At 69.0% G+C, this 24,401-nt stretch carries 24 protein-coding genes and 1 pseudogene; 12 read left to right on the forward strand and 13 right to left on the reverse strand.

The window, feature by feature from the left end; genetic code table 11:
• Positions 1-163 precede the first annotated feature (163 nt).
• Positions 164-523, forward strand: a pseudogene (locus BS80_RS39875) (transposase); the annotation flags it as partial.
• Positions 520-954 carry a hypothetical protein gene (locus tag BS80_RS30100; RefSeq protein WP_035803949.1) on the forward strand — a complete coding sequence of 145 codons (435 nt, stop codon included), beginning with the start codon at positions 520-522 and terminating at the stop codon, positions 952-954. The pseudogene BS80_RS39875 and the gene BS80_RS30100, both read left to right, overlap by 4 nt.
• A gap of 64 nt (positions 955-1,018) precedes the next feature.
• On the opposite strand, the gene BS80_RS30105 is transcribed toward BS80_RS30100, so the two are convergent.
• A complete protein-coding gene (locus tag BS80_RS30105; protein ID WP_035803950.1) occupies positions 1,019-1,546 on the reverse strand; it encodes a hypothetical protein in 528 nt (175 codons plus the stop codon).
• Positions 1,547-1,800: 254 nt separating this feature from the next.
• Here BS80_RS30105 and BS80_RS38250 point away from each other — a divergent pair, with 254 nt between their 5' ends.
• On the forward strand, positions 1,801-2,496 hold the full coding sequence (locus BS80_RS38250; RefSeq protein ID WP_198045651.1) for an SMI1/KNR4 family protein: 696 nt from the start codon (positions 1,801-1,803) through the stop codon (positions 2,494-2,496).
• Between the two features lie 262 nt (positions 2,497-2,758).
• Entirely contained in the window at positions 2,759-3,247 is a 489-nt protein-coding gene (locus tag BS80_RS30115; RefSeq protein WP_232246699.1) for an SUKH-4 family immunity protein, read from the forward strand.
• Between the two features lie 6 nt (positions 3,248-3,253).
• Here the strand turns inward: BS80_RS30115 and BS80_RS44295 are convergent.
• A protein-coding gene (locus BS80_RS44295; protein ID WP_456298582.1) for an IS630 family transposase occupies positions 3,254-4,317 on the reverse strand; the annotation gives its coding sequence in 2 pieces (ribosomal slippage) (positions 3,254-3,870 and positions 3,870-4,317; 1,065 coding nt in all).
• Positions 4,318-4,400: 83 nt separating this feature from the next.
• On the opposite strand from BS80_RS44295, the gene BS80_RS30130 reads away from it, so the two are divergent.
• Positions 4,401-5,072 carry a hypothetical protein gene (locus tag BS80_RS30130; protein WP_035803951.1) on the forward strand — a complete coding sequence of 224 codons (672 nt, stop codon included), beginning with the start codon at positions 4,401-4,403 and terminating at the stop codon, positions 5,070-5,072.
• On the opposite strand, the gene BS80_RS30135 is transcribed toward BS80_RS30130, so the two are convergent.
• Complete coding sequence (locus BS80_RS30135; RefSeq protein ID WP_035803952.1) at positions 5,053-5,334, reverse strand: hypothetical protein; 282 nt, start codon at positions 5,332-5,334, stop codon at positions 5,053-5,055. The two genes, BS80_RS30130 and BS80_RS30135, sit on opposite strands and share 20 nt — an antisense overlap.
• An 80-nt stretch (positions 5,335-5,414) precedes the next feature.
• On the opposite strand from BS80_RS30135, the gene BS80_RS30140 reads away from it, so the two are divergent.
• The 4 genes from BS80_RS30140 to BS80_RS30155 all read left to right on the forward strand — a co-directional run bounded on the left by BS80_RS30140 (position 5,415) and on the right by BS80_RS30155 (position 8,521).
• On the forward strand, positions 5,415-5,951 hold the full coding sequence (locus BS80_RS30140) for a hypothetical protein (RefSeq protein WP_157536677.1): 537 nt from the start codon (positions 5,415-5,417) through the stop codon (positions 5,949-5,951).
• Positions 5,952-6,202: 251 nt separating this feature from the next.
• Positions 6,203-6,697, forward strand: coding sequence for a DUF4265 domain-containing protein (locus BS80_RS30145; protein ID WP_035803953.1), 495 nt, complete (start codon positions 6,203-6,205; stop codon positions 6,695-6,697).
• 54 nt (positions 6,698-6,751) lie between these two features.
• Positions 6,752-7,483 (forward strand): hypothetical protein, encoded by a 732-nt coding sequence (locus BS80_RS30150; protein ID WP_035803954.1) that lies wholly within the window; start codon positions 6,752-6,754, stop codon positions 7,481-7,483.
• Positions 7,484-7,915: 432 nt separating this feature from the next.
• Positions 7,916-8,521 (forward strand): hypothetical protein, encoded by a 606-nt coding sequence (locus tag BS80_RS30155; protein WP_035804350.1) that lies wholly within the window; start codon positions 7,916-7,918, stop codon positions 8,519-8,521.
• A gap of 505 nt (positions 8,522-9,026) precedes the next feature.
• Here the strand turns inward: BS80_RS30155 and BS80_RS30160 are convergent.
• From BS80_RS30160 to BS80_RS30170, 3 genes are all read right to left on the reverse strand, one after another.
• Positions 9,027-9,566: a hypothetical protein gene (locus BS80_RS30160; protein ID WP_035803955.1), complete on the reverse strand. Its 540-nt coding sequence runs from the start codon at positions 9,564-9,566 to the stop codon at positions 9,027-9,029.
• A gap of 495 nt (positions 9,567-10,061) precedes the next feature.
• Positions 10,062-10,697 carry a hypothetical protein gene (locus BS80_RS30165; RefSeq protein WP_035803956.1) on the reverse strand — a complete coding sequence of 212 codons (636 nt, stop codon included), beginning with the start codon at positions 10,695-10,697 and terminating at the stop codon, positions 10,062-10,064.
• Between the two features lie 1,486 nt (positions 10,698-12,183).
• Entirely contained in the window at positions 12,184-12,447 is a 264-nt protein-coding gene (locus BS80_RS30170) for a DUF4192 family protein (RefSeq protein ID WP_035803957.1), read from the reverse strand.
• A 148-nt stretch (positions 12,448-12,595) separates the two neighbouring features.
• Between BS80_RS30170 and istA the strand changes: the two genes are divergently transcribed.
• Positions 12,596-14,104 carry an IS21 family transposase gene (istA, locus tag BS80_RS30175; protein WP_035803958.1) on the forward strand — a complete coding sequence of 503 codons (1,509 nt, stop codon included), beginning with the start codon at positions 12,596-12,598 and terminating at the stop codon, positions 14,102-14,104.
• 5 nt (positions 14,105-14,109) lie between these two features.
• On the opposite strand, the gene BS80_RS30180 is transcribed toward istA, so the two are convergent.
• Positions 14,110-14,391, reverse strand: a complete 282-nt coding sequence (locus BS80_RS30180; protein WP_232246717.1) for a hypothetical protein — start codon at positions 14,389-14,391, stop codon at positions 14,110-14,112.
• Between the two features lie 106 nt (positions 14,392-14,497).
• On the opposite strand from BS80_RS30180, the gene istB reads away from it, so the two are divergent.
• Complete coding sequence (istB, locus tag BS80_RS30185; RefSeq protein ID WP_051967429.1) at positions 14,498-15,223, forward strand: IS21-like element helper ATPase IstB; 726 nt, start codon at positions 14,498-14,500, stop codon at positions 15,221-15,223.
• Between the two features lie 378 nt (positions 15,224-15,601).
• On the opposite strand, the gene BS80_RS30190 is transcribed toward istB, so the two are convergent.
• Both BS80_RS30190 and BS80_RS30195 read right to left on the reverse strand, forming a co-directional pair.
• The gene (locus BS80_RS30190; RefSeq protein ID WP_198045653.1) at positions 15,602-16,243 is read right to left on the reverse strand and encodes a GGDEF domain-containing protein; all 642 of its coding nucleotides are present in this window, start codon (positions 16,241-16,243) and stop codon (positions 15,602-15,604) included.
• A gap of 2,054 nt (positions 16,244-18,297) precedes the next feature.
• Positions 18,298-18,624, reverse strand: coding sequence for a hypothetical protein (locus BS80_RS30195; RefSeq protein ID WP_157536679.1), 327 nt, complete (start codon positions 18,622-18,624; stop codon positions 18,298-18,300).
• Positions 18,625-18,843: 219 nt separating this feature from the next.
• Between BS80_RS30195 and BS80_RS44300 the strand changes: the two genes are divergently transcribed.
• Positions 18,844-19,907 (forward strand): IS630 family transposase gene (locus BS80_RS44300; RefSeq protein WP_456298582.1). Its coding sequence is split into 2 segments (ribosomal slippage): positions 18,844-19,291 and positions 19,291-19,907, totalling 1,065 coding nucleotides; the frame shifts between segments, so codons are not numbered across the junction.
• A 6-nt stretch (positions 19,908-19,913) separates the two neighbouring features.
• On the opposite strand, the gene BS80_RS30210 is transcribed toward BS80_RS44300, so the two are convergent.
• From BS80_RS30210 to BS80_RS39880, 4 genes are all read right to left on the reverse strand, one after another.
• Positions 19,914-20,402: an SUKH-4 family immunity protein gene (locus BS80_RS30210; protein WP_232246699.1), complete on the reverse strand. Its 489-nt coding sequence runs from the start codon at positions 20,400-20,402 to the stop codon at positions 19,914-19,916.
• Positions 20,403-20,967: 565 nt separating this feature from the next.
• Positions 20,968-21,261 (reverse strand): hypothetical protein, encoded by a 294-nt coding sequence (locus BS80_RS30215; protein WP_157536680.1) that lies wholly within the window; start codon positions 21,259-21,261, stop codon positions 20,968-20,970.
• Between the two features lie 552 nt (positions 21,262-21,813).
• Positions 21,814-22,437: a hypothetical protein gene (locus BS80_RS30220; protein ID WP_035803963.1), complete on the reverse strand. Its 624-nt coding sequence runs from the start codon at positions 22,435-22,437 to the stop codon at positions 21,814-21,816.
• Positions 22,438-23,307: 870 nt separating this feature from the next.
• Complete coding sequence (locus BS80_RS39880; RefSeq protein ID WP_232246700.1) at positions 23,308-24,120, reverse strand: TniB family NTP-binding protein; 813 nt, start codon at positions 24,118-24,120, stop codon at positions 23,308-23,310.
• Positions 24,121-24,401: the final 281 nt, after the last annotated feature.

Raw genomic sequence — 24,401 nt, forward strand, 5'->3', positions numbered from 1 at the left:
GGGCGCCGCTTGCGTTGCGCGGAGTCGTCCCCGGCCGGGAGCATGGCCCGGGCAGAGAAGAGGGCCCGCCAAGTCGGTCGAGGAGCACCAAGCTCGCCAAGGTTAAACGGCAAGCTGAGGGGCGGTCAGACCTCGGGGTCAAAGATCTTGTGAGCCCACCCATGCTGAGAAGGCGATCGAGGCGTTCGCGAAGACCTACGGAGCCAAGTTCCCGAAGGCCGTCGCGAAGATCACCGACGACCGGGACGAACTGCTCGCGTTCTACGACTTCCCGGCCGAGCACTGGATCCACCTGCGGACCACTAACCCCATCGAGTCGACCTTCTCCAGGGTCAAGCTCCGCACCAAGGTCACCCGCGGCGCCGGCAGCCCGACGGCCGCGCTCGCGGTAGTGTTCAAGCTCGTCGAGTCCGCCCAGGCACGATGGTGCGCGATCACCGGAGCCCACCTGGTGCCCCTGGTCCGCGCTCGCGGGCGCTTCGGGAACGGCGTCCTGGTCGGTCGGTCCGAGGCGGTGGCATGAACGACATGTTCGCGGCGCTGGAAACGCTGACCCACCGCGGTCCGAACCGTCGGGATGTCGCCGCCGACACCCTCGGGGATCTCCTGCGCGGCACCGCACTCGACACGGACACTGCCAACCTGGTCGTCGGACGCCTGGTCAGCCTGGCTGTCAACGAACCGGTGACCAAGGTCCGCGAGTCCGCCTTGAACTCGATCGGTGAGGCGTTCAACCACCACTGCCTGCCCCTAGACCTCGTCGAACCCCTGGCCGCCGCCATGCCGACGATGGAGCGCGAGCTCCTCGAACACACCCTCTACATCCTCGGCGCCACCCACGACCCGCAGGCCAGCCCGCTGATCGAGCCGTTCCTCCGCCACCCCGACCCACAGGTGCGCGAACAAGCCCGACTCGCAGCAGCCGAGCTGGAGAGCCCCGCCCACAACCCCTGACTATTGCTCCCGAGGCCCGGGGCTTCCCGATGAATAGCGTGTCCTGCCACCCGCTGCCCCACTGTCATCGCAGCTCATCCGCGAGGGTTGCTTCGAACGGTCCGACGCGGAGTCGACCGCGTGCGCGCGGGCGATCGAACCAGCCGCCTTCTTCCTCCTGACTGGCGATGACGGCAGCCAGCTCATCGCGCATCTGCTGGTCGAGGTCAGCGGCAGCATGGGTGAAATCCTCAACGATCGCAGTCTCTGCAAGAGCCACTGGCAGGAGAACTTCGCCGGCACGGTCTCTGCTCATGGCCACCAGAGCGGGCGCCGCCAAGATCATGCCGCGCGCCAGTTCGGCAAGGGGAAATCTAGCGAGCGCGCTGTGTGTTGCCTGGTACGCACCGTAGTCGTGGCGAGCCTGCATCGAGCTGACCAGCGCCGCGACCGCCTTGGGGCCCTCCGTGCCGTCGACAAGATCAGCCAGTTCGCGGTAGCGGTGGAAGCGCCGCTCGGCCTCCGGTTGCGGGACTGAATCGTCCGCGTCCTGCACGATATTGCCGGTGGCCAGCAGTTCGCTTCGCCACGCGTCGAAGTCATCGATGGGCATCCGTGTTCCCTCTGCCGTCGCTCTGCAGGGCGGGGTGCACCTGCGGGTGGAGGTTAACTCACGGCAGTTACGCGCCCTCGCCTTGGTCGGCTTGGGCCCCGGTGATAGGCATCCCCCGGTCATTTATCTCGACTTCGAGGTTTTCCGTCCTATCGGAGTCTGCTCTGCCAGCCATGCTTCTTGATCACTGCGGGAGAGCATCCGGTGACCCTGGCGATCCACAGGTCAGATGTCGGCGGCAGGCACTAATGTCCGTGCTCGCCGTCGATAGGAGAGCCGTGAACACGCACGTGGACTGGTCCGGAGTCCGGGAACGCGTCATCGCCGTAGAGGAAGCCGAGCGTCGGGCCCGTGGCTACGAGCCGTCTGGATACCCGACATTCGAACCTGTCCTGACACCCGCTGAGATCGCGGAGGTCGAAGCACAGCTCGGCGTCACGCTCCCTGACGAGTACCGCACGTTTCTGGCGGAGGTCGGGGCCGGCGGTCCTGGCCCGGCACTCCACCTCACGTCGTTGTGCCGCATCGACGGAACATGGGGATGGCTCTGGGACGGGGGGTACCACTGGCTGCTGGACTCCAGCGCGCCGTTCGTCGAGACGGAAGACTGGGCCGACCAGCAGATAGCGACCCTGCGCGCCGCCGGGTACGAACCCACCACCCGCGACGAAGACGACGACTACCTGGACGACTACCGCAACGTCTTCGGCGACGCCGGCGACGAGGCCTGGTACCTGGAACGCGGCCGGGGCGCGATCCTCATCAGCGACAACGGCTGCGGGATGACCGGCTGGCTCATCATCGTCGGCCCGCACCGCGGAGAACTACGCGACCGGGACTGCGCAACCAACCCGCCCTTCGAGCCGTACGTCGATTCAAAGGCGAACCGCCACACCTTCCACACCTGGTACCTCGAGTGGCTTGAGCAACGCGAGAACGCAGCACGATGATCAAGAGCTGGTGGCCCTCGCCCGACCCACGCATCGAGGCCAACTCAACCCCTTCCCTTGAAAGGAAATGCACCCATCGCGGAATGCAGCTTCCCGGTGATCAGCGCGTCGTGCCACGGGGGCACCGGGTGTTCGCCATCTGCCACTGAACTTGAATCCGTGATGTCGGGGTCTGCTGCTCGGTGATGGGGCCCGACTTGCGGCTTCCCCACGACGCGGGAGTACGAGGATGATGTCCGCGTGAGTTCGAGACCTGCCGCCGTTGCCGTTGCCCCAGTACGCCGTGGTCCGGATCGGCTGCTCGCCGCGGGTGCCCACAGAGATCGCCGCCGATCTGCGGCAGACCGGCGTACCGGCGGGACTGATCGGCTACGAGTACCGACCGCTGGCCGAGGCGGCAGTTCTGGACGGGTTCGGCGAGTGCGGGGTAGTCGTCTTCGGGTCCTGCAGTCTGTTCGGGCTGATCGGCATCGATGTGGCTTCGCGCCTCATCGTGCACATCCCCAGCACCGAGGCTTCGGTCGTCAACCACGTGAACCGGGACCTCGGGGCCTTCCACCGGTGCGTGGCAGCCACTATCGCCCGCTTCCCCTTCTACGAAGAACACGAGGAGGACCGGTTCGACCCGGCAGCGGACGACCTTCGCGAGCTCCTCGCCACCCTCGACGCCACCGCGCTGGCACACAACGGGTTCTGGGAGACCCTGTGTGACGACGTCGCGATGGGCGACTACGCGAACTGGGAGGACTGAAGCACATCAGCTCTCCAGCATCAGACCCGTGGCCGTCAGGCAGCCGTCGATCACCTCCGGCCGGTACTGCAGCATCTTGAGCTTGCGCTTCACCGCGCGGGTGATCTGGCCGAGGTCAGCGGCGGCGAGGTTACCGATGCCCCGCTTGACCAGCGACCAGACGCCCTCCTGCGGGTTCAGGTCCGGAGCGTAGGTCGGTAGCTGGAACACCGTGAGCCAGGCGGCGTTGGCCTCGAAGAACTCCCGCAGCGGCGCGACCAGGTGCATGCGCAAGTTGTCCCACACCAGGACGATCGGACCGCCGAGCTGGCTGTGGGCACGGACGATCAGGTCGCGGTAGTCCTTCCACCCGAAGCCCTTCGGTTCGTCCTTGCGGCCCCGGTACTCGCGGATCGCATAGATCAGCCGGGACCGCTCACCGGGCTTGTAGCAGGTCATCCCCGCCATGGAGACACGGCCCGAGCCCCGCCCGCGCACGCGGACGACCGGGGTGACGCCCTGGCGGCCCCAGGTCCTGGCGCGCGGCGGCGTCATCGACTGGCCGGCTTCGTCCTCGAAGACCACCCAGGCGTTGTTCACCGCCGCGGTGCTCTTACCCGCGGCCAGACCTCCTGCCTCCACAGCTCCACCACGTCGTCGTCGCGCTCGATCGCGCGCCGGGCGGGCTGCTGCCACGACCAGCCGTGCCGCCGCAGCAGCCGCCACGTGCCCTCCACGGTGTACGAGACGTGGAACAGGCGGCCGATCATAGTCTTCACCCGGGCCAGCGTCCACCGCTGGTCGGCCCACCCATGGGCCAGCGGGCCTCGCTCCAACTCCTGCTCCAGCCTGGCTATCTGCGTCTCCGACAGTCGAGGTCGGCCAGGCGATCCCTTCGACGCCAACCCGGCCAGGCCCTCCTCGCGCCACTGGCACCGCCACCGTTCCACCGACCGCTCCGAGACCCGCAACACCGCAGCGATCTCCCGGTTCTTCTCGCCGGCCTCGAAGCCAGTCACGGCCTGGAGCCGGACCCGCTCTCGCCCGGCACTCTCGGCGTCGGTCAAGCCGCCGCCCTGCGGATATCTCACCCCACCAGGACTACCGAAACCACCCGCACGCTGTCCGGCGAACAGCCCGACATCACCCAATCAAGTTCAGTAGCGTCCCTCCGGTGAATCTCAACCTCTTCAACGATGTGCCCGACGGCCTGACTCAACGAGCTCGATCGTTCGTCCAGGCGCACGGTGTCAAGGTCGATGTCAGGCACGTCGAGGACCACAGACAGTGGTGGCTTGAGCGAGATATCCCGGCGGGGGTTATCGACCGGATGGCGGCTTATGAAGAGCGCTGGGGCGGTCTGGTCCTACCACCCGCGTCTCAGTACGACGGTGGCCCGAGGTATCTGGAAGCGGACTCCCCTGAAGGCTCTGAATCTGAAGGTTGGTGGTTCGAGGCCGGGATGCAGCGGACCGCGGTCCCGTACGGGTTCGCGATCGGGCCGTCGGGTGAGTTCGGCATTCACGCAGGCCAGTGGGTGCCTCTCCATGCCACTGTCGGGGGCTGGGTGGAGTCGCTCGCGTTGACCCACCATGCGTCCATGTGGGCGAAGCAGATCACCAAGGTCACCGGCGACGATGTCGATGACATCGTGCTGGACGGGTTCGAGCCGGTCCGCGAAGTGATGGGCCTGGCCGACGCCTGGTGGCGAGGAGCCGACTCACTGGTGGCGGTCTATACAGGTGAGGCCGAGGCCCTCTCCTTTCCGCGGGGCCGCACTGCGTTGATCTATTCCGGCTTGGATGATTGGGGCCTGAGAGGAGGCGTCAAGGAAAGCACCAGCTGAGGACATCAGGACTGATCCACAGTCTCGCCGGCGTCTGATCGGCGGGCCACCTCGGCCGCTGGCCGACGTGGGCCAGGCAGGCGGCCCAGCCCCGCCGCGGGCTCGCCCCGGCGGCCACGTCCTCGGCCGCCGGCGCCCCCTTGTTCGCCGCCTGATGGTCGCTCTGGCCGAACACGTGGTCCGCGAGGTTGTGACTGACCGCGAGCACGGCCCACACTGATCCGAACGTCGCCAGCACCGCGAGTTGGTCGATCGTCATCATCGAGCACTGCCAGCCGTGGCAGGGACGGATGAGACCACCAGCCGCTTATTCGGTAACGCGCTCAGCCGTTGACTGCGATCATGAGCCACATGCTGTCCCTGAGGATGAACGACGCCGCGGACGAATTGCTGGGAGTGCTCGCCGGTCGGGCCACCCTGACGCCGCCGGGCGGCCTTGCCCCTGGCCTGCGTGATCGGCTTGCGGACGGGATCACCCCCCAAGGCTCCGTACTCACCTGGGCCAACTCGACGGGCAACGCCAACGACGCTCCATCGTTCTTCGGAGATCTCACGGGTTGGGAGTGCGCAGACAGCTCCTTCCACCTGGAGGACTACGTGCCCGTCGAAGTTCGGATCATCGACGACGCTCCGCAGATATCGGAGGACGATCAGCGGGTCCTTCTCCTCCACGGGATCGCACTCGCCGTGGAGTTCCGACAGCTCATCAACGGGCTGCATCGCCCAAGTCCGGTGCGCTGCATCGTCGGAGCCAACGAAACCAACGCGACGTTCAGGTTCCACCAGATCCGTGCGGGTGAGTCGTGGAACAACCCCGACCTCGACAGCTACCGGATGGACAAGATGGTCGTGATCGACCTCAAGCCAGCTAACGGCTGAGCTCCCAAGCATTGGAGCGTAGCTCCTCTTGGTGCAGAGAAGGTCGAGTTCGAAGAGCGCCGTACCCGGGCCGCTGCCGTCCGGTCCCATCCCCTCGGCGCGGACAACGGTGCACCGCTTCACGTAGTCCGCCTTGCCCGCCCAGGCGGCCAGTACTGGTGGTCTCCGATATTCGGTGGCGCTGAATAGACCGGCAGCAGGCGCTCAGGTGCCGTGGTCAGCGGCGGTTAGTCAGCGTGGATGATGGCCCAGTGACGAACATCAGTGATGCCTACGTGAAGGTCCACTTCCGAATGGAGGTGGACGAGGACGGTTGGCCGCCGGCGAGCGTCGAGAGCCTGTGGGTAGTGGACCTCGGCGACGGAACGGTGCGTCTCGACAACACTCCATGGTTCGTCCGCGGGGTCGCCAGCGGCGATGTCATCCGCGTGGACATCGATAGCGACGGCCTGCGCTGGGCCGGGGAGACTGTTCACGCCTCGGAGAACTGCACCATCCGGTTGATCGTGTTGAAGGACGGAGGCTCAGCTGCGGCCCGACAGACCGTGCTGGAGACCTTCCACCGCCTCGGCACCACCGGCGAGGGCATCGAGCAGTTCCGGATGGTCGCGCTGGACATCCCGCCGGCAGCGGACATCCAGCGGATACGCAAGCTGTTGGAACACGGCGACGCGAAAGGCTGGTGGCACTGGGAAGAGGGATGTGTCACCGCCGTCTGGAACGCCAGTGCAACCGAGGACGACTGAGCGCCACCTCAGCTCAGGTCAGCGAAGTCAGCGCGGTGTCGTAGGGTCCACGGCATGATCACCCGTCCCACGGGGCAGGCGGATGGGCCGTACGACGCCGCCTTCCTACCGCGTCAGCAGATAGTCCTTCGGGCGCCCGAGCGACCGATCACTGAGCCAGTGGCGAAGCTCGGCGGAGAGCCTGTCTGGCTCTCCGAGCCCACGTGGCCCGTGGACCCGCGCACCAAGGTGCCCTTAGTGTTCGTCGGTCAGTTCCCCATCCCCGGCGATGAGCTCCGTCTGGCCTACCTCTTTCTCCACGAAGAAGACATCTGCATGGGTGGGATGGACCCGGAGGCCGGAGACGGCGTCCTACTGGTTCAGCCTAGAGGCCGTATCCCCTCCTTCGCAGATGTCGGGCCGCCCGGAACGCGCGGTCGAACGCTCTGGCGCTGGGGGCCCGACGAATCGGAGATCCCCGTCGAGTGGCACGTCGATCTCCAACCGGTATCGCCAGAGGTCGCCCGTTCGATTGATGAGCAGGCCGCCTGGGAGCGGAGCATGCGTGGCGACGGTCCTGACGTCGATCTTCCCGGCGGCGAGGACCTGCATGACTACTTCGGTGGTGCCGCCTGCTACCCCAACTGCTACGCGCGCGTCGAGTCCCCTTGGCAGTTCCTCTTCAAGATCAGCGACGGTGGCGAAGCCGAGGACGACCCGTACTTCCTCAACTTCGGCTACGGCTACGGATTCGCCTTCGTCAGCCCCGATCGCCGCGAAGGACGCTTCTTCTGGGAATGCTCATAGTCGCCGAGCCAGCTCGGCTGCGTACTCGTTCCTGTTGGCTCCTGCCGACCAGAACTGACCACTGGCGATGCTGATCCCCAGGAGCCGCTGGAGGACGGCGGGAGGCATCTGAGCGGAGAGATCAAGCAGAGCTGCCTTCCGACCGACTCCAGGCGGAAGGCCGATCGTTCGGAGCCGGGCGCCGAGGTGGCGCGCGGTCAGCGGTCGTGCCGGCCGCTGGCTCGGGAAGAGCCAGGGAGCGTCGTGCTCGTTGCCGACGGCCGGATAGTCCCGGCACTGGTCGACGAGTTGGAGAACAAGGGGTGTTGACGAGTAGGGCTGGCCAGCCGTGCTGGAGGGTCGCCGTAGATCGCTTCCCGTTCGTCGAGTGATCGTTTCCCAAATCTGGGCTGATACTGCTCACGCCTCGGCTGGCGTTCTACAGTGGCCGCCGTGCCTGAGAATCCGTGGTTCGAGATAGATGACCCTGACGACGAGTTCGGGTTCAGTGCTGCCGAGCTTGCCTTCGCGGCGGCACTCCGAGAGCGCGCCGGCTCCTGGACTGTCCCGCTTGCCCACAGCTGGGTGGGACGCCCTGAGGATGACTCATCACTCCTGGCCCTCGTCGGGCTGAGCGATCAGGGATACCGGATCTCACTCGTGGACATCGGGGTGCATGTGATCGGTTCCACCGTCCGTGGCGACCGTCTCTGCAATCAGCTGTACTTCCTTCCGGATCAGCCGACAGATCTGGCGATGGAGGCGACCGGTTCCCCTCAGGAACTCGCCGAGCACACCGCCACGTGGTTCGAGGCCGTCCTGCGGAAGCCCATCGTGCGACATGAGTGGGAGCACAACGGGCAGGTCTACGCGGACCGGTACCTGTTTGCCGACACTGGGGAAGGCTTGTGCCAGAGCTACAACCAGACGCTGGCCCCCCAGGGCCAAGCGGAGAATTTGATCGCCGCCGGCCACGTACGCGGCCGGAACTGGATCCAAACCAGCGGGCTCGGCCGTCCCAATCGCGTCGTCAATATCAGGTGTCACGTCGAGTGCTGACGAAGCGATCAGTGCTTCCCATCCATACGGTGGCCGCTCCCCGCCATGGCGTCGGGCCTCTTGACCGTGCGGCGAGCCGAGGAAACCGTGGTGGGGTGTTGGCGAGTAGATCTGACCGGCATGGGAAGGCAGCGAGCGAAGATCGCTTCCCGTACGGCGAGTGATCGCTTCCCGAAACGAAGCCGCTACAGCTCGGGCCCGCAGCGGGTCTGATCTTCGTGGTGCCCTGAAGTGGGACCTGGCCTCCTCAGCTGCAGGGCAGGAACTGGGGCAGAGCGCTTCCGTTGATGCATCAGCACGGCCGCCTACGGGAGGGGCATGTCGTGCGGAATGTCTCACCCGAGCACCAGCAGCCGGACGAACGACGACGCCCCGCCCCCGGGCGTGTGCGGGGACGGGGCGCGGGCAAGCAGAAAATCGGCCAGCCGTGGAGTGCAGCTGGTGCCCGCCCGCCGCGACGGTGACCTGCGTGGTCAGGGTGACGGCTTCGGGCGCCTGGTGGTGGTCATGTGGTCGTGTGGTCGGCGCCGTTGTCATCTCGCACCGTTCGGGCCAGGTGCCCGACAGCGTCGTTAAACCAAGTGCCGTTGGCGGCAGGTCGATCGGCGCCCGTCTGCGGGTCGCTCGGACGCGCGGCCATGATGTCAGCCAGAGTGCCGCAGGCCTCAGTGGCGCGAGTGTTGTCGTCTTGGGCCAGAGTGTCGGGCAATGTTGACTCGGCGATGGTCGGTCTGCGAAGGATGTCCGGCAGCGTGGCGGGCCGCATGGTGTCGTGGATCTCGAGGCAGTTCCGACAGAGCGCGGGGTCACAGGTGATGTCGGGCCGCTCAACGAAGTACCGGTCGACGTACCGGTCAGCGGTGCCCTCCGCGAGCGTGCGGTAGGTGTGTCTGCGTTCGGCGCCGCAGAGGATGTGGCTGCCGCTGTTGCCGTTGGGGTTGTGCGTGATGTGCAGCACCGGCCCGAAGGCGTCGTCGGGTTGCTGGGCCGGGGCGATCGCCTCGGTCTCGGCTTGCTCGCCGGTGTCAGGCTGGTGATCGGTCATGGCTTCCTCGGGTTGTGGCCGGTCGGACTGTGGCGTGACCGTAGACGCCCAGGGGCGCGGGTCAAGGCAGTAGTAGTGCTGGCCAGGACGGCGGAGGGTTGGACCGGGCGTCCTTCGGGTTGCGGAACCTGCACTGCCGCGCCGCACCCCTTCTTGGTCGCGGGCAGCGCGCGCCGGCGGCACGGATGCCGCTCCGGGACGCCTGCCCCGGGAGTTCAGGTCGTCCGGGACAAGCGCGCCTAGCGACCAGCGACCTGGCCGTGCTGGGTGCGGACGGCGAGTGGTGCTCGGGCGAGGCCGGTGCGGGACCGCCCCGTGTCCTCGGGGCAGGGGTGCGGGGCGGTGGTGGCACCATGAGCCCCCGGGGCTGTGGAGGCCCCAGGGAGCCGGGGCCCGTGACGGTCCCGAACGTGGAGCCCGGGGCCCTGCCAAGCGGGGCAGCGCCCGAGGACCCGTCAGGGTCGCCGTGTTGGGTCCGGCGGCCTGCCGGTGCCACTACACGCGGTTCACCGGCGGTGGCGTCTCCAGTGGGAAGACGCCGGTGCCCTGGCCCATCAGCCACAGTGCGCGGCCCAGGGTCCGGCCGCGGGGCTGGCGGGAGATGTGGCTCTGGGAGCGACGGGGGGTCGGCTCGCCCAAGGTGCGGGTGACGACCAGGACCGTGCCGTCGGCCAGCACCCCGGTCAGGTCGCGCTGCCGCCGGGCGGGCGTGTCCACGAAGTCCACGCCCTCGACGCGGTCGCCCGGGTCCAACGCCCACCGTTCGGCGAGTGCGAGCAGCCCCACGACCGGGCCTGCCGGGTCGGCCCTGGAATCCGTGCCCAGACCTGCGGAGGTGTCGAGCAGGGCTTGCCCGTACTCCTCCATCGCGCTCTGGAACATCGCTCCGCCCTTGTGCGCCCAGGCCGGGACGTCCATCTCCTCGACTGCGACGGCGTGGCCAGCTGCTCGCGGACCGATCATCTCCGGGTGCGGCAGGCGAATCCACATCCAGGTGATCGGCAGACTGTCCCAGGCGACGGACTCGTGGAACCCGCGCTCTACCTCGACCAGGACAGCCCCGATGGCGACGCGGGCATCGTGGCTCAGCAACTGGCGGGCGTGCTGTCCTGTGTTGATCGGTTCGACCATAGCAAGCGGTCCTCTCACATCATTCGAAACGGGCAGGAACGGGCGACGCCACCCTGCAGACGGGGGATGGCGGAGGGACGGGGCGCGGTGGGAGCAGCGCCCGGCCCCGGTGGCACGGCGCTGCGGCGTCGTGGCTGACGACCAGACCGTAGGGCGGTGCGGAGGCCGATCAACGCCTTGAGGCAGCGGGCCGGATACCCCGTCGGCCTCGACCAGCTCCAACAACGGCCGCACGGGCACTGCTCCCGGCGCGGGAGGCGCGGCGAGAGCCGCACCCGCGCGCGGCCGGTGTGGTCACGGCCGCCGGAGCTCGCCTCCGGAGATGCCCTGCAGGGACCCGTCCGGGCCGGTCAAGCCTCGCGAGCCGGACGTCGGCAGGGTGATCAGGTCCCTCGGACGGACCGCGCGGCCGCGCCGCGCTCGTAAGAAGACGCACCTTCGCCCCGGACCGCCGAGGGACAGCGGCCGGGGCGAAGGTGAGGAACAACGTACAAGCGGGCGGGTGAAGCAGCGTCAGCTCGGGTCGATAGTGCGGCCGTGCTCGGCGGCGTAGCGCTTGAGCGCATCACGGACCGCGTGCGGGCCGTCCAGGCGGATGACCCGGCCGGCCGTTGCCGTGGGGCAAGGTGCCGCGCAGGAGCAGCCCGGAGCGCCTGCCGACGGTAATGCTCCCGAACGTGGAGCCCGGCCCGTCCCTTGGCGTCCAAGACAACGACGTAGGTGCTGCCGTGCGGGGCACGCAGCTCGGGGTTCAGGGCGGCCTTCCGAGCGAGGGCGATCACCTGGATTGCGAGGCGGTTTGCAGCCGGGACGGGAACGGTCATGGTCTTCTACTGCGCACCGTCCCCGGCCGGGACGACGCGCGAACGTGCCCGCATCCGCAGCGAGAAGGCCCTGCGCTGGGGAGGACGGGCACCAGCTACCGCTGCCTGACCAGCTATTGCCGATACTTCCTCCATGGGAAGCAGCAGGAAGCCGTACTGGCGCACGATCGGGACTCCGAAGACGCTCGGCGATGCCGATCGCTGAGCCGCCCTCGATAGGAACGCAGCAACCCGGTGTCTATGCGGTCACAGCACTGGGTACCCCTGCTCCCGAGTGGCCGTGACCCAGCTCAACAGCCAGGCCATGGAGTGAGCCGCACGGTAGACGCCCAGTTGGGCAGGTCAACCCCGGCGCCGGACAGGCGGGGTGCTGGGCCGGGTCTGTCTCGCCCTTGCTGGTCGCAGGGAACGGCGCAAGCGGGCCCGGGTGCCGCCCCGGTACCACCCGGCCACTGCGGGCCCGGGTCGGGGCGGTGGCGATCCGTGGGCAGTGGTGTCTGCGGAGGGTCGAGGTCGACGGGTTGGTGGCATGCGGTCCGGGCCGTTGACCGCCCCGGGCCTGCGGCGATGACGGGTGGCGGGCCGAGTTGATATCAGCAGGTGCCTGCGCTCCGGGGCTGCCATGGCCCGGCTCAAGGGCCGGGCCATGGCAGGGCGGACTCTCAGTGCGCCGGATAGCCGAGGCGTTGGACACGCTTCTGCCGCAGTGTCTCGCCAAGCTTGTCGAAGGACACCCGGCTGTTGAGGTTTTCGAGGCACAGTTCGGCCAGCAGGTAGCCCGGGGCTATCTCGCAGGCGCCGTGAAGGGCTATACGGGCGGTCACCTCGTCGTCGGCGGCCCAGGCGGTGAGCCCGAGCAGGGTGAGGTGTCGGTGGCCGTGGCAGAGTCCGGGTGTGCGGCCAGTTGAGTCCCGGCTGATGGCCACCAGAAATCCAGGTGGATGGCCGTCCGGCCTTTGGTGTTCCTGATCGCTTCCGTAGACGAAGGAGGCCCCTTCGTCCGGTTTGCTGGTGTTTGCGATGCATCAGCGAACTGGTCGAAGAGGTCCTGTGACGAAGTCTGACAGAGAGATCATGGAGATATTTGAGGCGTACGACCTGACCGAGACGGTCTGGTCGGCGGCCGCCCTCACGGGACACGACCCGAAGACGGTCAAGCGGTATGTCGAGGCCCGTGCCAGCGGGCGGAACCCGTTCGAGCGCGAGCCGCGGCCGAAGATGATCGACGCGTTCCTGGAGAAGATCGAGGAGTGGGTCGAGCGGTCGAAGGCGACGATCCGCGCCGATGTGGTCCACGACAAGCTGGTGAAGATGGGCTATCCGGGCAGCGCGCGCTCGACCCGGCGGGCGGTGAACGCGGCGAAGACTGCGTGGAAGACGGGCAAGCGGCGGACCTACCGTCCGTGGATCCCCGAGCCCGGGCGGTGGCTGCAGTTCGACTGGGGCGAGGGTCCCAGGATCGGCGGGCGGCGGACCTGGCTGTTCTGCGCGTGGCTGTCCTGGTCCCGCTTCCGGGTGGTGATCCCGGTCTGGGACTGCACCCTGGGAACCCTGGTCGCCTGCCTGGACACCACGCTGCGGCGGATCGGCGGCGCTCCGACATACGTGCTGACCGACAATGCGAAGACAGTCACCGTCGAGCACATCGCCGGGATCCCGGTCCGGCACCCGCAGATGGTCGCCGCGGGCCGGCACTACGGCTGCCAGGTCGTCAGTTGTGTTCCCTACGACCCCGAGAACAAGGGCAGCGCGGAGGCCACGGTCCGCATCGCGAAGGCCGACCTGGTCCCCACCACAGCGAACCTGCTGCCCGCCTACGACTCCTTCGCCGAGCTCGCGGACGCCTGCCTGATCTGCTGCGACACGGTGAACACGCGCCGGCACCGGGCGACCGGGCAGATCCCGGCGGACCGGCTCGACATCGAACGCACCACGCTGCACGTCCTGCCGGTCGAGCCGCTGGCCCTTGCACTGGGCGAGGAGCGGGTCGTCGGCTCGGACCGCACCGTCAGCTTCAACTCCGTGCGCTACTCGACCCCGCCCGGCTACACCGGCGCCAGGGTCTGGTGCCGGGTCGTCGGCGAGGAACTGTCGATCACCGCCCGCACCAAGTCCGGTGACCTGTCCGAGATCTGGCGTCACCAGTTGTCCACGCCCGGCGTCCCGCAGATCATCGACGCCCACTACCCCGACCACCCCGACGGCCGCTCGGTCCACCAGCCCAGGCTGCGGCCGCGTTCGGAGGCGGAGATCGCGTTCGTCGGCATCGGCCCCGGCGCCGGGCGCTGGCTGAAGGAAGCCGGACCCGCCGGGGCCTCCCGGATCCGCGCGAAGATGGCCCACGCCGTCGAGCTCGCCGCCGTCCTGGGCAGCGGCCGGGTCGACCAGGCCCTCGGGCTCGCGGCCGCAGCCGGACGCTTCGCCGAGGACGACCTAGTCTCCATCCTGGAACACATCGCGGCCAACAGACCCGTCGGACAGGTCGTCCGCGCGGACGAGGCCCACTCCGTCCAGAACGGCACCATCGCCTGGCAGGCCCTGGGCCGACAGCAGACGGCTGCCGGGGAGCCGAGGACCGACTGACCAGGTCAGTCGCCGACGAACCACAGATACAGATGCTGCCCGCGCTCGACGCCCCGGCACAGCTCGCGGGCCTGCCCGACCCAGTCGCCGTCCAAGTGGGCGGGAAGCCGGTCGAGTTCCGCCAGCAGCAGCGGCACCTGCCGCTGGTTGAAGACCGCATCCCCATACGGCGTCAGGGCCCACAGCATCGGGAACTGCGCCATGTCCAGATCCGCGAAGCCGACCATCCAGTCCACACCGGCTTTGGCGCGGGCCACGACGTTCCCGCTGTCACCACGCACCGCCATATTGATCACCCGCCGAGCCTACCGACGCCCACCACGACCCACGAAGGAATTACCGACCGTGACGTTTCCCCAGGCCCCGGCCCTGCCCGAGGAGCTCGACAAGCTGATGCGCCGGATGCGCCTGCCCTACATGCGCAAGGCCGCACCCGACGTCCTGGCGACCGCCCGCGCTCAGCGATGGGACCCCGCCGAGGTCTTGCGGCTGCTGATATCCGAGGAGGTCACCGGCCGCGACGCGGCAACCCGGCGCCTTCGCCGGCACTCGGCGAACTTCCCCACCGGCAAGACCCTCGCGTCCTGGCGGGCCGAGGACTCCACCATCCCCGAACCCACCCAGAACTCCCTGGTCACCCTGGAGTGGATCGGCCGCGCGGAGAACCTCGTGATCGCCGGCCCGTCCGGGACCGGGAAGTCGCACTTCACCGAAGGCCTGGCCCAGGCCGCGATCGAGAAGGACCTGCGGGTGTCCTGGTTCACCCTGGAGACCCTGGCCGCTGCGATCGGCAAGTCGAAGGTCGACGGCTCGACCGCACGCACCGTCGCCCGGACCTGCTGGGCCGACCTCATCGTCATTGACGATATTGGCCTACTACCGGTCGGCGAGGATGCCGCCGAGGCGTTCTACCGGATCATCGACGCGGCCTACGAACGCCGCTCCATCGCGGTGACCAGCAACATCCACCCCTCAGGCTTCGACACGATCATGCCCAAGACCCTCGCCGGGGCCAGCTCCGACCGCCTCATGCACCACGCTCATCTGGTGACCACCTCCGGCGACTCACACCGCCTCGCCGAGGCCCTCGCCGGCAAGGGAGTGGTCCCCTTGACCTGACCCCCACCCCAGGAACACCGCTGGCCACAGGCATGGATTTCTGATGGCCACCAGCCTGGACACCCGCAGACCGCCCACCTGGGCATCTCAATGGCCGTTGACATCAACCACCGCCGGCAGAGGGCAGGAGCGCGGTAGGCCGGACGGGTTGAGTCGGGTGCTGCCAGCCAGGTCGGGCTGCATGCCAGTGGCGGGTCACAGTCCCGTCGGCCGGTGGAACAAGACGCACGGTAGACAGACGGCCCAGCCGGTCGACCCTGGGGCGGCGCGGCGGGCACCGCGAACACAAGCGCGCCCGAGCCCGCAGCCGCAACGGCCGGTACGCGTACGCGCCCGGGGATCCCGCGCGGTGCAGGGTCCCCGGGCGCGTGCGGGCCGCTACGCCGTGGGTGTGTCGGCAGGTGCGGTGCAGCCCCGGCGGCCCCGGCCCTTGACCTGGAACATCGCCTTGTCGGCCAGGCCGATCGCCCGGGACAGGTCGTCGACGCCACGCACCTCGGCGGTGCCCAGCGACGCCCCGACCACGAGAGCAACGCCCTGGTGGGCGACGGGGGCGGTGATCGCCTCGTGCAGGGCCCGCAGGCGGTGCGGGAGGCTGGCGCCGCACACCGCCAGGACGAAGAACTCGTCGCCGCCGGGCCGCGCAGCCACCTCGCCCTCGCCGAGCCACCGGGTGATCCGCTCCCCCACCGCCGCCAGGACTGCATCGCCCGCCGCGTGCCCGAACGTGTCGTTCACGGCCTTGAAACCGTCCAGGTCGACCAGGGTCACCGCGTAGCGGGACCCACCTCCCACCAGCGTGCAGGCGCGCAGCAGGGCGGCGGTACGCCGGGTAAACTCCCGACGCCCCGGCAGACCGCTCAGCGGATCCGTCCGCTCCTCGGCCAACTCGACGCCCAGCCGCTCGACCTCACCCCTCAGCGCCCGGAGCGACTCGTCCTGGTGGCGCAGCCGCTCCCGCAGGCGCCGGTTGGCGTCGATCAGGGCCCTGACCGCCTTGCGCAATGCCTCGATCCGCACGAAGGAAGGCGTGCGGGCCGGGACCATCGACCGGACCGCAGACGCCGGGGCGCCCTGCGCCACCGACCTCCCGACAACATCAGGCGCGGCGCGCCGTGCCTGGGCTGGCACCGTGGAACTCGTGTATGCCATGGTTGATCCACCTCTCCTGAACCGGAGTTGAGGGAAAACCCCGACCGGGAGCGGTCACCCGTCTGGCCAGATGAACAACCGCTCCCGGGACAGGGCCCCCGCGACAACGGCCCGCGCACACGCACCCCGCCCCCGAACAACCAGGCAGGACCGCGACTTAGGCCACCCCGCAACCTAGACACCCCAACCAGCCGAACAACCCCAACGCCCTTACAAAGCATGCCAGTTACGCACCCAGGGCAACCCAGGCCGGGCCGGGCAAGCCCGAGAGCCAACGGCAGGACCGCACGGGCCAACGGCAGGATCGGACGGGAGTATCCCGGACGACCTGGACAGCGGTAGCAGGACCACAGGCTCCCCCCGGGGGGCTGTGGCCGGCCGTGGAGATGCGCGGGAGCAGCGCCCGGAACGGGGCGGCCATGCCTCGCAGGTACAGGGCACGGACGGTGTCACGGCAGGGCAGGACCCGGCCGACGGCAACGACACCCCGCGCCCCGACCCACCCCGCCCCACCAGCAAGACCCAACCACCCACAACCAGACACGCTCCACCGCCCCACAGGTCACCCCCGCAGACCGCGTTGCGACCCGCCGCCGGCAGGACAGCGCAGGGCGTTCCCCCCGGGGGGGCGTGGCCGGCAGAGAGAGGGTGCGGGAACGTGCCGTCCACGCACCCTTGGTGCTGCCCGGAGCAGGGACGGCTGCGCCCCGCGGGTGCAGGGCGTAGCCGGTGGCGCGGCTCAGTCCGCGTCGGTGGATGGTCGTCGGGCTACGGAGGCGGTGCTGCGAATGCACTCGGGGTCGTGACCCCCGCAGGCCGGGTCCTCACAGCACAGTCCGCAGTCGCAATCGGGTAGCACGAATCGGGTCCCTTCACTGGGGGCTTCGGTTGTCCGCGGCCCACGGCCACGGCTGGCGGGACGCAACGTAGACAGACCGGGCAGCGAGTCAACAAGACCCCGGGGGAACGGCTCCGAGGATCCGGACGCGGCAGACAGGCCGCACCGGGCATCACCACCGGCAGAACCCTGGGGGCAGAAGATCAGGAGCCGAGCTCACCCCTCCACGGGTCGCTGCCTCGCAGCCCGACAGGCCAGCGGAACACCCAGATGGCGCCCCTACGGGGCCCGGGTGGCCAGGGTCACCAACCGCCCGGGCCTGGTACACGCGCTCGACCGGAGGAGGCACCTCCAACGGGAAGCCGGTTGCCGGTCACCGGGGAACGACACGACAAAAGCCCAGGTGCATACGGCTGGCAGCCGGACGTACGCAAGTGCCGCCGTCCCCCGCCGCCCCGGTCTGGCGGGCGGGCCACCGCCGTGGAGCAGCGGACGCATGAGGGCGCCCCGCCCCGCGGAGGCGGCGGGGCGGGGCGCGGTGGGGCGCGGTGGGGTCAGCTGGGCAGGAGGCCGGTGAGGACGGGGTTGCCGTGCACGGTGGCGACCCGTACCTCGGGCGTCACTCCCGGCGGCCGGAGTACGGTCGCGGCCGCCGGACCGATCAATGAAACGGTCCGTAGAGTCACAGCCGGGACGGAACATCCCATGGTCTGGAGGGTGGTTGGGGGCCTTCGGTGTGCCCGGCAGCCGGGACGGCGCTTCGACGCGAGAACGCTGCCTTCGCCGAGACCGCCAACGGGGGTGGCGGTCTGGGGCGAAGACCGCACGGGCGGGCGGGGAAGGTGGCGTCGGCTCGGTGCGGTGGGGTGGTGCTGGGCGGCGTACTGCTTGAGCGCCGCACGGAGCGCGTGCGGGCCGTCCAGGCGGGCGACCGGCCGGCCATTGCCGTGGATCAGAGCGCCGCGCAGGACCCGCCCGGACTTCCTGCCGATGGTGATGGTCCCGAAGGGGGGCACGGCCCGGTCTTGGCCCCGCTCCCCCACTCGCAACCGGCCCAGCACCCGACAAGTTGCCTGCCGCACGCTCAGGTACTCACGCCCGGCGCGAGCCAGGCAGTTGCCTCCATGAACCGCGCGCCCGAGCGGTCGGTCAGCGCAGTGCCCAGCTCGCGGCGGAGGGTGGTGATCACTGCAGCCGCGATTGAGTCGAAGGCGTCACGGCTGAGCCGTTCGCCCTCTGGGAGAGAGTCCTGGCAGGCTGCCGCCGCTGCGTTGGTGCGGTCGATGACAGCCCGCCACAGCGCGTCGGTGGCCGCGCGGTCGGCGCCGGTGGAAAGGCCCGCCTGCTCCCGGGTCCACGCCTTGGAGATGTTGAGCCGGGCGGTGAAGGTATCGGCAAACGTGGTGGCCATGGTCAGAGCGTCCATCAAGCAGGGCCTTTCGGTTGCAGGAAGTGGTAGCGGGACGACCCGCACTGCAGGTGTGGTCGCTGTCGCCGGGGAGGGAGCAGGCCGGAAGGTAGCGATCCGCAGAGGCCGGTCAACCCGCACGCGTTCCGATACTGAACTTGATTGGGTGATGTCGGGCTGTTCGCCGGACAGCGTGCGGGTGGTTTCGGTAGTCCTGGTGGGGTGAGATATCCGCAGGGCGGCGGCTTGACCGACGCCGAGAGTGCCGGGCGAGAGCGGGTCCGGCTCCAGGCCGTGACTGGCTTCGAGGCCGGCGAGAAGAACCGGGAGATCGCTGCGGTGTTGCGGGTCTCGGAGCGGTCGGTGGAACGGTGGCGGTGCCAGTGGCGCGAGGAGGGCCTGGCCGGGTTGGCGTCGAAGGGATCGCCTGGCCGACCTCGACTGTCGGAGACGCAGATAGCCAGGCTGGAGCAGGAGTTGGAGCGAGGCCCGCTGGCCCATGGGTGGGCCGACCAGCGGTGGACGCTGGCCCGGGTGAAGACTATGATCGGCCGCCTGTTCCACGTCTCGTACACCGTGGAGGGCACGTGGCGGCTGCTGCGGCGGCACGGCTGGTCGTGGCAGCAGCCCGCCCGGCGCGCGATCGAGCGCGACGACGACGTGGTGGAGCTGTGGAGGCAGGAGGTCTGGCCGCGGGTAAGAGCACCGCGGCGGTGAACAACGCCTGGGTGGTCTTCGAGGACGAAGCCGGCCAGTCGATGACGCCGCCGCGCGCCAGGACCTGGGGCCGCCAGGGCGTCACCCCGGTCGTCCGCGTGCGCGGGCGGGGCTCGGGCCGTGTCTCCATGGCGGGGATGACCTGCTACAAGCCCGGTGAGCGGTCCCGGCTGATCTATGCGATCCGCGAGTACCGGGGCCGCAAGGACGAACCGAAGGGCTTCGGGTGGAAGGACTACCGCGACCTGATCGTCCGTGCCCACAGCCAGCTCGGCGGTCCGATCGTCCTGGTGTGGGACAACTTGCGCATGCACCTGGTCGCGCCGCTGCGGGAGTTCTTCGAGGCCAACGCCGCCTGGCTCACGGTGTTCCAGCTACCGACCTACGCTCCGGACCTGAACCCGCAGGAGGGCGTCTGGTCGCTGGTCAAGCGGGGCATCGGTAACCTCGCCGCCGCTGACCTCGGCCAGATCACCCGCGCGGTGAAGCGCAAGCTCAAGATGCTGCAGTACCGGCCGGAGGTGATCGACGGCTGCCTGACGGCCACGGGTCTGATGCTGGAGAGCTGATGTGCTTCAGTCCTCCCAGTTCGCGTAGTCGCCCATCGCGACGTCGTCACACAGGGTCTCCCAGAACCCGTTGTGTGCCAGCGCGGTGGCGTCGAGGGTGGCGAGGAGCTCGCGAAGGTCGTCCGCTGCCGGGTCGAACCGGTCCTCCTCGTGTTCTTCGTAGAAGGGGAAGCGGGCGATAGTGGCTGCCACGCACCGGTGGAAGGCCCCGAGGTCCCGGTTCACGTGGTTGACGACCGAAGCCTCGGTGCTGGGGATGTGCACGATGAGGCGCGAAGCCACATCGATGCCGATCAGCCCGAACAGACTGCAGGACCCGAAGACGACTACCCCGCACTCGCCGAACCCGTCCAGAACTGCCGCCTCGGCCAGCGGTCGGTACTCGTAGCCGATCAGTCCCGCCGGTACGCCGGTCTGCCGCAGATCGGCGGCGATCTCTGTGGGCACCCGCGGCGAGCAGCCGATCCGGACCACGGCGTACTGGGGCAACGGCAACGGCGGCAGGTCTCGAACTCACGCGGACATCATCCTCGTACTCCCGCGTCGTGGGGAAGCCGCAAGTCGGGCCCCATCACCGAGCAGCAGACCCCGACATCACGGATTCAAGTTCAGTAGTGACTCCAGCAGGCGTAGTAGGTCAGACTGGGTCAGGGCCACCGTGCGTCTCCTAAGTTGAACTGGCCGTTCACTTCGGAGAGTTGCACGGTGGCTGACCCATGATCAGGGAGTGTGAGCCCCTCGTGGGTGTGCGCCCCGGGAGCAATCCCGCGCACGCCTCACCCGTGATCGGCTACACCACACGGCGGGACGCCATCGTGGTCTGGGCGCGACAGCATGCGCGACAGCTGCGGGGCGGGCCGCAGTCCGGGGGTGCGCCGGTCGGTCGGTGTCCTGTGCCGCCGAACCTTGAGCGGTTGCCACCGAAGATTGACCGACATCAGTCTGTGACAGCGAAGTCTGATCGCCGCAGGTCAGGATTGGTTCGGGGGTGTCTCGATCTTCAGGCTGAGGATGCCCGCTCGCCCGCCGGTTCTCGTGGTTTGCGGCTCTAGCCCCGGGGCTAGAGCGAACGGCTCTTGCGCCGCTTCTTCTCGGCACGGGATTGAGCGAGCATCTGACCGCGCCAGTACAGGCACATGATCGCCTCGATGAATACCAGCACTGAGCCGAGCCACATGGCAATGCGGAACGCCAACCAGTCGACGACGACAACCGCGCCCACGGCGGCGACGGCGATGCCCAGGACCAGTAGCGTGAGCACCACGCCGCCCAGGAACCTCTTGCCGCGGCTCTTGATGCTCCTGTTGTTCAGTGCCTCGGTCGCGCTGTAGCCCTGTCCCTGATCATCACTCATAAGCCCCTCCCAAAGCGGGTCAAGACTATGCAGCTGCTCCCGAGCCAGCAACAGGCCACCTCCAATGGCATGTGACGATCAAACTTCGCTGTCACGAACTGTGTTCGGCGAGGCTTCCCTGTCAATCGGTCAAGGTTCGCCGTCACAGGACAGTCGGCCGGGCGTCGGCCGTTGCCGGGGCCGGCCTTCTCTTGGTGGTCGGCGGCCTGGTGGTGGTGCTCGGTGGCGGTTGTCGGGGTGCAACGCGGGGGTGCAACAGGGTGTTGCGCGGGGGTGTAACACGGAGGCGTGTTGCGGGTCTGACCAGGCGATATGTGGCCGGGGGCGGGTGGGCGTGATTCTTTGGGTGCCGGGTGCCGGGTGGGGCAGCCTCTTCCTGGCGGTCGGCGAGGCCTCGCGGGTGGCTTTAGTGGGCTCGGTGTCTCGTCACACCGATGATCGAACGGTCTCAGGGAAGGCTGTGGGCTCGATGCTGTCTCAGTGAGGTGACCACATGGGTCGGTTCTGCCGGGTGGGCGGCCGTGAGGCGGGTGGGCGCCAGGATCTGGATCGTCATGGGCTGCTGTCCGCGATGGCGATCACTGAGGCGGTGGTGGGTGGAGGGTCGGGCGTGTACCAATCGATCAGCATCGCTTCGCCGTTCTCCGTCCAGGCGATCGCATCGGGGCTGGTGAACTCGGTGGCGGGGTGTCCGCGCACGAGGAGCGGTGGCGAGCCCTGGTGGGGGTCGACGTGGGCCATGCCCTTGATGACATCGGTCAGGGGGCCGTCGATCTGGGTGAGGGTCAGACTGCCGATTTCTGTGGGTGATTCCCAGTGCTGGGTCGCCCCGACGCTGGTGCCTGCACCGTAGGGCGCCGTGTATAGGAGCCGGTAGCCGGCTGGGATGCGGGTGGGGTGCAGTAGTCGGTGTTCGTCGAAGGACGCCAGAGCGGCTCCGGTGACGCTGTCCACGAGAGCGCGGTTGCCGAGGGGTCGGCTCAGCTGTATCGAGGCCGCCGTGACCTGGGCTGGGCACTCCCCGCGCTGGTGATGGGCCGGTTCGGTGAGCCTGATGCCGAGCGCGACGGTGTCCGGGGACTCGGTCGCGAACGGCGTGGCGACGTCTTGGCAGGTGCCGCCGACCGAGCCGAATGCTCCGAGTGTGAGAGTGCGGTTGTCCGTGCCGACGAGCACGCGCCCGGTGTAGCCAGTGAGAAGTGCAGGAGAGGGCTGAGTTGACCGCGGGGCGCTGTTCGGGAGTATGAACGTGCAGGAGAGCGCAAGTGCGGCGGCTGACAGAACGACGGCTAGGACCAAGCGTCTGCGTTTCTTCCCCATGGCGGGTGGAACGTAGCTGCCCGCAGCACGGTTCCACCCGCAGCCGGCCGCGTGGCGGGGCTGCGTCCTGGCGGGTGCCGCGCCGCGTGGAGAGCTGTCGGGGTTGACCCTGCCTGCCGGGTTGCCGGGCCGCCCTGACTCCTCGCCGGCCGACCCCGGCTGCCCTTGTTGAGGATTCCGGGGGGCCTTGTTACGGCGTGAAGGGGCCTGTGGGCTGGGTTCTGTGGGTTGGGTGCGACAGGGCTTCGGGGTGATGGGTGGTCTGGTCATGGCGTGTGAGCTGGAGTTGTAGCAGCTGGGGTGATTCCGGTTCCTGGTGTCGTGGGTGTTGTCTCGGTCTCATGGCTGTTTTGGTGTTTTCGCTGGTCAGGTAGGTGCGAGCTGGTGTGGTTGGGAGGTTTTCGGGTCTGTTGCGCACCGGGCCAGGTGGATGCCCCGGGGTGGCCGGTGGTGGTGTGGTGGTGTTCTCGGTGAGGATGAGGTGTTCTTGCTCGGGGACCGATGTCCGCAGGTGGCTGGCGGTGTGGGAGGCGGCGCCTGCCGGGAGCGGGTGGTCGGGTGTGTGGTGTTCTCGGCGAGAGTGCGGTGTTCTCACCCGATCCGCGATGCGGCCGGGCAGGCGGCCGGAGCGGCGGCCAGCCGTGGCAGCTTCTAGCTGACGGGCGGTCAGTGCCGCCGTGGTGCGGGAGTTGCTGCCCACCGTGCTGGCCGTTGCCTGGGTCGCGTCTACCGGCTGCGGGGGCGGGCCTGGCGTGGGGTGTGGTGGGTTTCGGCTTGGTGGTCCAGGCGCACCTGATCGAGGGCGGTCTTGGTGATGCGTTCGGTGCCGTCCAGGACCGCGGTCTGGGCGGCTTCGCGGATCAGACGGGTGAGGCTGCCGATCCGCCCGGCGGTGCGCTGGTGGAGATACGCCGCGTGGCGGGGGAGGGTGCCGGGGCGGTGCCGCGTGAGGTCGAGGGCGTTCTCGAGGTCCGCGACGAGGTCGGTGAACGGGCGGCGCCCTCCCAGGCGTGCGGGCAGGGAGCCGGTCTCGATCAACGAGGCACGGGCGGCGAGCTGCGCCCCCCGCACCCCGCTGAACAGGGGCGTGGTGGTGACGTCGATGCCGGCGTAGACGAACGTGGCACCGATCTGCTCGGTCAGGTCCTTGAGGAGGTCGGCGGCTTCGGCGCCGGTGGTGGTGCGGGGGTTGAGGCGGTGGATCTCGTCGATCAGCACCAGCCGGACCCCGGCCGCGTTGTAGGTGTGGGTGACGGCCTGCATCAGCTGGGCCTGGGTCATGCGAGCGGTGGTGGGGATGCCGAGGTAGCGGGCGAACCGGGCGGTGAGGGTCTTCGCGCTCGCCCCCGCCGGCACGAGGACGTAGGCGACCGGCACCACCCGGTGGGCGTCACCCGGCGGGGCGGGGTGTTGACGCATGTGCGCGAGGTGGCAGGCGCGGCCCACCTCCAGCAGGGCGGTGGTCTTGCCCGTTGCCGCCGGCCCGGTGAGGATCAGGCTCGGCCGGGCGGTGGTGCGCTGATACCTGCCGAGCAGCATCAGACGCCGCACGCTCCCCGCGAGGGAGTCGATCGCGGGGGGTGCGTGCCGTCACGAACCGCGAGTAGTACGCGAGGCGTTCCTCCACGCTGCGCCCCGCACCGCCGGGGCCCGGCGGTGCGGGGGAGGGGGCGGTGGCGAACGCCTCGAAGCCCCGCCAGGTGTCGACCTCGTACGGTGACGGCGCCTCCCACGCTCCCGCGAAATGAGCTGGTTGGCCCTGCTCCGGTGCGCTGGCTGCGCCTGGGCGCCGGTGCGCGGGTGCCGGGCCGGCGTGCCGT

This window comes from Kitasatospora mediocidica KCTC 9733, from assembly GCF_000744225.1.
GTDB classification, from domain to species: domain Bacteria; phylum Actinomycetota; class Actinomycetes; order Streptomycetales; family Streptomycetaceae; genus Kitasatospora; species Kitasatospora mediocidica.

Bases quoted from the DNA above. Each gene is read 5' to 3' on its own strand.
- BS80_RS30100 (WP_035803949.1), top strand. From the start codon at position 520: ATGAACGACATGTTCGCGGCGCTGGAAACGCTGACCCACCGCGGTCCG.
- istA (WP_035803958.1), top strand. From the start codon at position 12,596: ATGGAGATATTTGAGGCGTACGACCTGACCGAGACGGTCTGGTCGGCG.
- BS80_RS39880 (WP_232246700.1), bottom strand. From the start codon at position 24,120: ATGCTGCTCGGCAGGTATCAGCGCACCACCGCCCGGCCGAGCCTGATC.
- BS80_RS30180 (WP_232246717.1), bottom strand. From the start codon at position 14,391: ATGGCGGTGCGTGGTGACAGCGGGAACGTCGTGGCCCGCGCCAAAGCC.
- BS80_RS30150 (WP_035803954.1), top strand. From the start codon at position 6,752: ATGATCACCCGTCCCACGGGGCAGGCGGATGGGCCGTACGACGCCGCC.
- BS80_RS30140 (WP_157536677.1), top strand. From the start codon at position 5,415: ATGAGCCACATGCTGTCCCTGAGGATGAACGACGCCGCGGACGAATTG.
- istB (WP_051967429.1), top strand. From the start codon at position 14,498: ATGCGCCGGATGCGCCTGCCCTACATGCGCAAGGCCGCACCCGACGTC.
- BS80_RS30195 (WP_157536679.1), bottom strand. From the start codon at position 18,624: ATGGCCACCACGTTTGCCGATACCTTCACCGCCCGGCTCAACATCTCC.
- BS80_RS30215 (WP_157536680.1), bottom strand. From the start codon at position 21,261: ATGAGTGATGATCAGGGACAGGGCTACAGCGCGACCGAGGCACTGAAC.
- BS80_RS30135 (WP_035803952.1), bottom strand. From the start codon at position 5,334: ATGATGACGATCGACCAACTCGCGGTGCTGGCGACGTTCGGATCAGTG.
- BS80_RS30165 (WP_035803956.1), bottom strand. From the start codon at position 10,697: ATGGTCGAACCGATCAACACAGGACAGCACGCCCGCCAGTTGCTGAGC.
- BS80_RS30160 (WP_035803955.1), bottom strand. From the start codon at position 9,566: ATGACCGATCACCAGCCTGACACCGGCGAGCAAGCCGAGACCGAGGCG.
- BS80_RS30105 (WP_035803950.1), bottom strand. From the start codon at position 1,546: ATGCCCATCGATGACTTCGACGCGTGGCGAAGCGAACTGCTGGCCACC.